Consider the following 9,668-nt stretch of genomic DNA (forward strand, 5'->3'; position numbering starts at 1 on the left):
CCAGCGGCACGGCCAGCGCCAGCGCGAGCCGCCCCGGCCTGGGCGCCGCCTCGCCGGGGCCGGCGGCAAGCCGCGCGCCGAGCGCGGCGAAGGCCGCGGCGGCGGCCAAAGCGCCGCCCGCGTTGGCGCCGACGGCGGACGACGCCAGCGCGGCGGCGAGCGCGGCCCCGGCCGCCAGCGCCAGGCGGCGGAGCGTGCGCGCCGCCTTCGCAGCGGTTGCGCCCCCGGCCGCTTCGGCCGCTTCCGCGCTGGCCTGCCGGCGCTCCAGCCACGCTTGGCCGAGTGCCGTTAAACCGAGCGCGGCCGAGCCGATCAGCACGCCCATGAACTCGTTGCCGATGCCGTAATAGCGCGCGCCGATCATCGGGTCGTAGCCGAGCACGGAATGCTTCATCCCCGGCGCGCCCGCCAGCGCATCGGCGGCGATCAGCAGCGCGCTGCCGAGGCCGATGCCGGCCAGCGCAGGCATCAGCCGGCGGGGCGCGGCCGTATAGCGGGCCAGCAGCGCCGCTCCCAGCGCGGCCGGAGCGAGACCGGCGGCGAGCAAGAGCGGCGGCGTGCTTGCCGCTAGCCAGCCCATCCCGAGCAGCGCCGCGGGCACGAGCAGCACCGCAAACAGCGCCCCTCTCAAAGCAAGCTCGCCCCGAACGCGCAGCTTCCCGCTGGCGGCGAACGTCCGGCCGTAAGCTGCGCTCTTCCCCGTCCATATGCTGCCTGACCGCAGAAGACACCAGATGAGCCCAGCCAGCATGACGATGATCTCGTATATCGCCAGGCCGATCAAGAGCGGCGGGCGCAGCGCATATGTCATGGCGCTTCGCTCGACCTCCCTAAGCAAAACGGCGAATGCCTCGTCTCCCTTCGCAGCGGGAGCCACCGCCATTCTGAGTCCGGACATGCCGTCCGGTGCCGCCAGTCCGTATTCCGCAAGCAGCGTCGGAGCCAGATCGACGCTGGCTACGAAGCCGGGGCGGCGCGTCGTGGCGGAGGCGAGCAGTCCGCCGCTGGCAGCCTCACGATCCCAGCGCATGACAGGCGTCAGCTGCAGCTTGCGCTGCAGCGCCTCCGGATGCGCCTTCGGACTGACGAGCCACAGCACGGCCTGCTCGGACTGGCCAAGCTCCCCGATCCATTCGTCCAGCCTGGCCAGCGTCTCGCGCTTCGCTTCGCGGAACCGTTCCGGCGCATACAGCGACCGTTCCTCATACAAGCGCTGCAAATCCCCGATTTCCACAATCCACAGCATGGGCTCGCCCGTTTCCGCGGCCGCCTCCGCCGAAAGAGCAGCTTCTGCCCCGGGCGGCGCTTCCGCCGCGAGCGCGGCTTCGTCATCCGTCCCCGGCTTCGCTTCGCCCTCTTCGTTCAACCGCGTTGCGGCCTGCGCCTGGCTTCTCCTGTCCAGCTGTCCCCCCGCTGGCAGCAGCTTTGGCTTATCCTTCAGGATACTCGCATCCTTCTGGACACCCGCCTCCGATTCGCTGCTTCGGCCCGTTACCTTTTGCGGCCGTTCTCTCCTTCCCGCCCGCGGCTCGTCTTCCGTATTCGCCTGCATCGCCGGAGCTGCGCTCACCCGCTTCTTCCCCTCAAGCCGCTCCAAAAAACCGGCCAGACTCGTTCTGACGCCCATCGGCCAAGCGTCGTTTTCCTCCTGGGTCCCTGCTTCCACGGAGCCGGCCGCAACAGTCCCGTCGCCGCGCATCGCCATTAAAGCCGCATATCGGCGGCAGGACGGCGCAGCCGCTCCCCTGGCCAACGCGCGGCATTGTCCCGCGTCCAGATTGCCCCATACGCCGATTAGGATACCGTGTCGCCTCAGTGTATCCCCCAGCAGGCCGGGAACGGGCAAATACGGACTTGCCGCATTCGCCGCCCGCATGCGGGCAATGCCCGGGATGACGATCGCAGCGGGCTCGCCATCGCCCTCCCCGCCGACATAGCGCCGCAGCTTGCGCTCTGCTTCCGCCCGCCGCAAGTCCCGCGTCAGCCGGTCCCAGCCCATCGCCCCGGCCGCCTCGGCATATTGCCCCGCTCCCCATGTGGCGTACACGCGGTCGATGCCTGAGCCTCCGGGAATGCGCACATTCATCGCCCCCCAGGCCGCATCCGGCAGCATCTGGCTTAGCCGCGGCATCGCCGCCAGCCATTCCGGCTCCAATTCGGCGAACGAGAAGCCGGGCACCGACAGCACGATAACCCGCTTCCGCCCGCCGCTTCGCCGCTTGCCTTCCTCTGCCTCCGACTCCAGGCCGGAAGCTGCAAGCTCCTGCCGGTGCGAGCCAGGCAGCAGCCGCTGTCCAGCGAGGGGATCGCGCTTGTCCCAGTCCACCGCCTTCGCTGCGGCTGCCTGCGGCGCCCACCAACCGCATGCGAGCGCCAAAATCGCCAGCCCGCTGACAACGGCCCGCAATTTCGCCATCATACGACAATGTCGTGAAATAAGATATCCACAGCGATGCATCGCCGCCTTCCTCCGCTCTGTCCTTGTGGACAACTCGTCTCCACCGCTCGTTCGCCCAGGCCACCCTATTCAAAAAAAGCCTGAAAATTCAACCTTTTTCGGCATATTCGCAATCATTTCGTACTTTGCCCAATTTTCGCCTCCTTATCCGGACGTTGAAAACATCCACCGCTTTACCTTCATCTATCCACATGCTTATCCCCAGAAAAACATGTCGGTTACGCCAGAAAAATAAGGCTTTTTATTTAAATCCACAAACTTGTCCACATTATCCACAGCCATCCTGTGAAAAAGTTATCCACCCGCCGCAGGAATAACTGCGATTGCCGCATGCCCGCCCGCCAAGACTTTTTCGCGTTGTCCACAATATGCACAAAGGGTGTGGATAACAATTATCCACACCCTCTATCTGCCCTTCTTCCCCTTGAAGAGCGCTATTCGCGCTGTCTTTACCAATTAAGGAATCGTGATTTCGACCGCGCCATCCCGAATCGATTGTTCCGTACGTTCCTGATAACCTTTCGCACGAGCCGCCTCATTGCACGCCGCCATGAACGCCTGCGCCGCGGCAACGACGATATCGCGATGCACAGCCGAGCCGCGGAAGCTTGCGCCCTGCACGCGAATCGTCACCGTCGCTTCGCCGTTCGCCTGTTCGCCGCCCGACAACGAGTACAGCTCCAGGTCAGCGAATTCCGCCTCGAACGGCAGCGCCTGCTTGATCCCGGCAACAAGCGCCTCGATCGGCCCTTCCCCGGTGCCCGTATAGACCGCTTCATGGCCGCTCGCGTTATCCCGCACAGTGCAGGAAGCCATCCGATGCCCCGCCGTGCCGGTGACAAGCTGCGTCGAGACAAGCGTGTACGGCTCCATGACCCGCTCCGTCGCCTGGCCGACCAACTCCAGCAGCTGCTGGTCGTAGACCACCTTTTGCCGATCGGCGAGCTCCTTGAAGGACGTATACAACTGCTCCAGCTGCGCTTCGTTCAATTGAACTCCAAATTGTCCGACCCGATGCTTGATCGCGTGGCGGCCGGAGTGCTTGCCGAGAATAATCATGCTGCGGGGAATGCCCAGCTTCTCCGGATCCATAATTTCGTAAGTGCTGCGGTTTTTGAGCAGGCCGTCCTGGTGAATGCCGGCCTCGTGCTGAAATGCGTTGCGTCCGACGATCGGCTTGTTGAAGGCGATCGGGAAGCTCATCGCCCGGCTGACCGCTTGCGACGTCTTGTAGATATGCTCAGGCCGGATGCCCGTTTCCACGCCCAGCGTCTCCTTGCGCGTCTCGATCGCCATCGCCAGCTCCTCCAGCGAACAGTTGCCGGCCCGTTCCCCGACACCGTTGACCGTAACCTCCACATGCGTGACGCCGGCGCGGATCGCCGCCAGGCTATTGGCCACCGCCATCCCCAAGTCGTTGTGGCAATGGGCGCTGAACTCCACCTTGTCGCTGCCGCGGACGTTCTGCATCACCCGGCTGAACATGGCGCCGTACTCGTCCGGCAGCGCATAGCCGACCGTGTCGGGGATGTTGATAATCGTTGCCCCTTCCTGAATGACCGCTTCGATCATCTCGTACAAAAATTCATCTCCCGTCCGCGTCGCATCCATCGGGGAGAACTCGATCCGATCGACAAACTGCTTCGCATAAGCGACCATTTCGCGGGCAATGGCAATGACCTGCTCGCGGGATTTGCGCAGCTGGAAGTCGATATGGATGCTCGAGGAGGACAGGAACATATGAATGCGCCGCCGCTCGGCATCCTCCGTCGCCCGTACCGCCGCGTCGATATCCGCCTTCACCGCCCGGGCGAAGCCGCATATTTCCACATTGCGGATTTCGCGGGATATTTGCTGGACCGCGGCAAAATCGCCCGGGCTCGAGATAGGAAAGCCCGGCTCGATCGTATCGACGCCCAGATTCGCCAGGCGGCGGGCAATGACGATTTTTTGCTCCGGGGTGAGCGAAGCGCCAGGGGCCTGCTCCCCGTCTCTCAAGGTCGTATCAAAAATATACACTCTCCGCATCGGTTTTGCGTTCATTGCTCATCATCCTTCCGAATAGTGGGATTCTTCCTTGCTTGCATCCATCAACTCGAGAGAGCTCCCGTCACAAAACGGCCAGCTCTGCCCTGCAACGACACACCGCATGCGCCCAACAAAAAAACCTGCCGCCCCCTGGATCGATATCCAAGAGACGACAGGTCGTTTTCTGCCGCGGTACCACTCTTGTTGACCGGCCGCTTCCTCCTGCTGGACTGCGCTGGCCGATCCGCCTCATAACCCGATATCGGTGGTTGCCGTCAAAGCTTACCTTCGGAGCCTGCCGGCTCATGCCTCGGCTTTGCGCGCTTTAAGCCGCTCATGAACCTGCCCGCGCTTTCCGATTCAGCTCTGCCGCTCCCGGGCGAGTTCAGGCATCCGGCTGGCTGCGTCGCACCGCCCCGCAGCTCTCTGAGCAACCGATATGCCTTACTGCTCCCGTTCATGGCGTTCATCTGATTCAAGCTTATTGCCTTTCCAACAATAATGTGCATATATGCAAAAAGGCCTGCCGCCTCCTACAAAGAGACGACAGGCCGGTCGACCTACCGCGGTACCACTCTCATTGGCTTGCCGATATTGGGAAGTCGGCCAAGCCCGCTCAGCGCCTGATCACGGAGGCAACCCGTCAAAGCCTATACGGACAACGATGCGCAGCGCGTCATCGACCGATTCAGCCTTGCCGCTCCCGGGCGAGATTCACCGCGACCCCTGACTGCGTTGCACCGTCCCGCAGCTCTCTGTACAGGCTCGAAGGCTACTGCTCCCGTTCATGGCGTTTCCTTGATGTTGTTTGCAATTATAGTATGCCGGAAAACGAAAGTCAATACCTGTTTTTGTTGAATTTCGCCAAAAGTCTCGCCGTTCCTACCGGAATGCTAAAAACTAGCGTTTAAGCAAACGGGCACTATTCAACGAGGAAAATGTACCTTGCCACGATCAGCAGAGCCAAAATCCACATGAGCCAGTGCACCTTGTGCTCGCCTTTGCCGCTCATGTTGGCGACCGTCGCCAATATGACGTACGACACGATGCCGAACGAAATCCCGTTAGCGATGTTGTAAGTGAACGGCATGAACGTGATCGTCAAAAATGCCGGAATGGCGTGCACCAGATCGCTGAAGTCGATCTCGCGCACCGACTGCATCATCAGCACGCCGACGACGATCAGCGCGGCAGCCGTTGCCGAGCCGGGAATGAGCGCGGCGATCGGGGCCAGGAAGAGCGCCAGCAGGAAGCAGACGCCGGTCGTTACCGCCGTCAGACCGGTGCGGCCGCCTTCGGCGATGCCTGCCGAACTTTCGACATAAGCCGTTACCGTGCTTGTCCCGACGAGCGCGCCGCCGCTGACGCCGATCGCGTCGACGAACATCGCCCTGCCTACGCGGCGGTTGCCTTCTTCCTTGTTCTTCATCATGCCAGCGCGGTTGGCCGTGCCGACCAGCGTGCCGAACGTATCGAACAGCTCGACGAACGTAAAGGTGGCGATCACGGTAATGATGCCCGCATTCAGGATACCGGCAAAATCAAACGCGGCAAAATTCAGCTTGCCCAGATCCGGAACCCATGTCGTCTGCGGGTCGGTCAAAGAACCGAAGTTGACCATGCCCATGAAGGCGCCGACAACCGTCGTAAGCAAAATGCCAAACAAAATCGCCCCGCGAACCCGCATCACCATCAGCGCGGAGATCAGGAGAAGTCCGATTACGGCGAGAATGACGTTCTTGTCGTGCATGCTGCCGATATGAATCACCGACTCGAAAGACAACAGGTCCGTATATTTGCCCTTGGCGATATCGTTGGAGGCCTCGACGGCAATCGTCATCAGGCCGCTGTTTTTCAGTCCGATAATGGTAATGAACAGCCCGATCCCGACCGTAATGGCGTGCTTGAGGCTGTCCGGAACGGCAACCAGCAGCATCTGCCGCACTCTCGTCACCGTCAGGATAATGAAAATAATCCCCGAAATAAACACCGCTGTGAGCGCCATCTGATACGTGAACTGGCCTTGCGACGACAGAACGACCGTAGCGAAATAGGCGTTCAGCCCCATGCCCGGCGCCAGCGCGACCGGGAAGTTGACGAACAGGCCCATCATGATGCTCATCACACCGCCAGCAATGGCGGTAGCCAGAAATACGGACATCCAGTCCATCCCTGTCGCTCCGCTGCCGAACGCGCTGAGAATGTTCGGATTTACGGCCAAGATGTACGCCATCGTCATGAAGGTCGTGATGCCGGCCATAATCTCCGTGCGCACGTTCGTGCCGTTCTCCTTCAGCTTGAACAAACGATCCATTCCTGCAAACCCTCCCGAAAGGTTGTTTAGGAACAACGGCAAAGAACCCAGAGAAGCATTCCCCCGGGCTCGACAAAAAACGGAAATTCGGCACGCTTGTCCGGCACGCCGACCGCTTCTTGTTCGTAGCCAGATCATTTACGGTGATCTCGTAGAGACTCCCGAGCCGTATTCCCGGGATTATACGAAACTGTCATTCCTGTATTATTCTTTTTCATCCCCTATTCTATGATTCGTGACGCATATTGTCAATGATCTTTCCGAACAATCGGGCAATGTTTAATCAGGTTCGTTCGTATCCTTGCGGAAGGGTAAAAAGGAATTTATTGGGGCGACCCGCTTCAGCTCAAGGAACGGTAAACCGTATCCGTATACCGGGAGATCGCATCATCGTAGTCCGGATAACGATAGCCCAGGTTCGCCGCCACCGCTTTCGAGTATTGACGGAACAGCGCATGGCAGGTGAATAGCGATTTCCACATGTGATCATAGCTGTTCCCGGAATACGTAGACAGCAAAGCTTCCCAGCTTTCCGGCGGAAGATAGCGATCGATAAACTTGTAATTTTTCCCCAGGCTAAATGTATAGCCCCGCTCCCAGCCGATGTGCCAAGCCATCATTCTTAGCAGATTGGGGCGGACGACTTCATGCAGCAGATCGATCGCAAAGAGGATTTCCTTTCTGGCCAAGCCTTTGACGACGTACGTCGAAGCCATCCAAAACTCGTTGCAGCAGTCGTCGAACTGCCTCGCCGTCGGCTCGATGATCCAATAATTGCGATCATTCGCGACCACCTCATGCTGCACCCGGCGATCTTTGTCGAGCAGCACTTCGACCAGGCCGTCGCTGCTTGCGAAATACTCGTCGATTTCGTTCAACGGGATCAGCGTCAAATCCAATTTGTTGCCGTCCTCAAACAGAATGATATACGAAAACCAGTTGCCGAGCTCGGGCGGAAACAGCTCCATATCCTCCGGCTTCTGCAGCATGGCCCGGCGTCCGAATATGTCCAGCCACCGGTCGTTTTCCTTGAACGAATCCATATCCGTTACGAAATAGGAAATATCGAAATCCTGGAATCGATCCTTCGGGATATTTGGGTTCGTCCGGGACCCTTCCAGCGTGACGACCCGAATTCGCTCGTCCTTCTTGGCGCAATCGATCAACAGCTCCATCATTTCCTGCTCGCTTCTCATTGCGGCAGCAGCTCTTAACATCATGCGTCGCTACAGCCTCCTTCAACTCCGGAATCGCTTCGGCCGCATATTGTTCGAGTCTCCGCGTTCCGTTCGGCAGCCGCCCGTTCCCGGCCAACAGCAGCAGACCGAGCACGGCATGACGCAGACTGCCCAGCACATCGATCACCTCAAGCAGTTCGCCTCTCCCCAGCTTGGCTGCGGCATAGTGAACCCATACCCAAAACCGATCTTCGATCCATTGAGGATCGGGATGCGGATAGGCGGAAGGCGTCCTCTGAAGATTAGCGCTGATTACCGCGCCCCGCTCCCATAGAATGATCGGGTCCTCAATCCTCTTCTCCAGTTCCTTAGGCATAACGAACTTAAAATCGACATGAAGCGGAACCGCAGCTTCGTACAAGCAGATCACAAGCCGCGGCTCACCGACATGCTCGCCTGTAAACGCCGCCAAAACGGAGCCCATGCCGCTCACGATCGTCATTCGTTGGTTCATGATTTCTTCCCGATACTCAGGAGCATAGACGACGATCAAGTCCAGATCGCTAAACAAAAAAGAAACCTTGACTAATGATAATAACTGGTCCTGGCAAGAAAAATTACTCCGTAACCCCAGAAATTAATCTTCAAGCGAGCATGAAAAGCCGAATTTGCTTAGCTTCGTTGTTTCTCGCCCGCTTAATGAACGGTGTGCGGTGCGGAACCATTTAGTAATTACTATAAGTTATCAATTCCTTCTTGAAACATATCAAGTAAATAGTCATCAAATGTATCATAACGAACAGAGGGTTCTTTCCCGCCCCTCTCCCAACTAAATACCCTATCATCATTAATATCAGCAGAGAACATGCAGCGAACGAATTCTCCTGAATCCTCAATTACAATTAGCTTTAAATCCAACCCCAATTTTCTCCATCTTTCAGTTGCCTTTACGACCGACGCCCCAAGATTCCCTTGAACGCCTAAAACCTCCACCCCACAGATTCCACCTGAGCCATAATTTTTTATAAAGTCTCGATAACTTTGAGGAAATCTTAAGCCAAGTATTTCTTCAGCATTGCGAATATCCTCATCTGATACTTTTCCGAAAAAGTCCTTTTCTTCACTATACTCTTCGATCATATTTAATATTTGTTCTTTCATGGTATTCCTCCAAATCACTATTTTCTGCGTTAGATTGACTGGATTTTTAACCAAAAAGGCTGACGGGCTAACACAGTCTGATTGTACGAGCTTGTTATTTGGATTGTAAACCAAGTTTACACGAAACTTTCGCCAGCCCCTTTATACTGTCTTTTTTACTTTTTTTCATCCAGTTTTTAAGCCTTTGAAAGTTATCAGATGATTGGTTTGTCGGTTTAAGACTTAACTTTTAACATGAATTCGGAATGTAGCCTAGCCAAAATCTGAGAGATTCACGTTGTGACAAGGCATTTTCGTCATAAAAAGTTGCCAATTTTTTTGCAAAATAAACAGGACACTGCAAGCCTCTTGTCAAAGGTTAAACCACCACGAATAACCAACGAGAGGAAGTGTCCCTAGCAACATGGTACCACAAGCAACGAACCATGCGCCAGAACGAAAATCACGCCGCGAACGCCGAATTGAAATTCTTGCGGAGCGTCGCCGAATCAAGCAGATCATGAAGAAGTTGAGACCGGTCACATTCGAC

4 protein-coding genes, 1 pseudogene, 1 riboswitch and 2 other annotated features are annotated in these 9,668 nt (G+C 57.7%); all 5 genes and pseudogenes read right to left on the reverse strand.

Annotation, left to right across the window (positions count from 1 at the left end; all coding sequences use genetic code 11):
- Positions 1-2,419 (reverse strand): annotated as a pseudogene (locus F591_RS0125975) (hypothetical protein); the annotation flags it as partial.
- Positions 2,420-2,914: 495 nt separating this feature from the next.
- On the reverse strand, positions 2,915-4,486 hold the full coding sequence (locus F591_RS0125980) for a 2-isopropylmalate synthase (RefSeq protein ID WP_051109268.1): 1,572 nt from the start codon (positions 4,484-4,486) through the stop codon (positions 2,915-2,917).
- Positions 4,487-4,648: 162 nt separating this feature from the next.
- Positions 4,649-4,956, reverse strand: a binding site (T-box leader).
- Between the two features lie 66 nt (positions 4,957-5,022).
- Positions 5,023-5,284 (reverse strand) — a binding site (T-box leader).
- 124 nt (positions 5,285-5,408) lie between these two features.
- Positions 5,409-6,800 (reverse strand): NCS2 family permease, encoded by a 1,392-nt coding sequence (locus F591_RS0125990; protein WP_019537495.1) that lies wholly within the window; start codon positions 6,798-6,800, stop codon positions 5,409-5,411.
- Between the two features lie 106 nt (positions 6,801-6,906).
- A riboswitch (purine riboswitch) is annotated at positions 6,907-7,008 on the reverse strand.
- 133 nt (positions 7,009-7,141) lie between these two features.
- Entirely contained in the window at positions 7,142-7,996 is an 855-nt protein-coding gene (gene ant(6) / locus F591_RS0125995; protein WP_026326919.1) for an aminoglycoside 6-adenylyltransferase, read from the reverse strand.
- Between the two features lie 717 nt (positions 7,997-8,713).
- Positions 8,714-9,139 (reverse strand): SMI1/KNR4 family protein, encoded by a 426-nt coding sequence (locus F591_RS0126005; protein ID WP_019537498.1) that lies wholly within the window; start codon positions 9,137-9,139, stop codon positions 8,714-8,716.
- Positions 9,140-9,668 lie beyond the last annotated feature (529 nt).

Origin of the sequence: Paenibacillus ginsengihumi DSM 21568 (assembly GCF_000380965.1) — a bacterium.
GTDB lineage: Bacteria > Bacillota > Bacilli > Paenibacillales > NBRC-103111 > Paenibacillus_G > Paenibacillus_G ginsengihumi.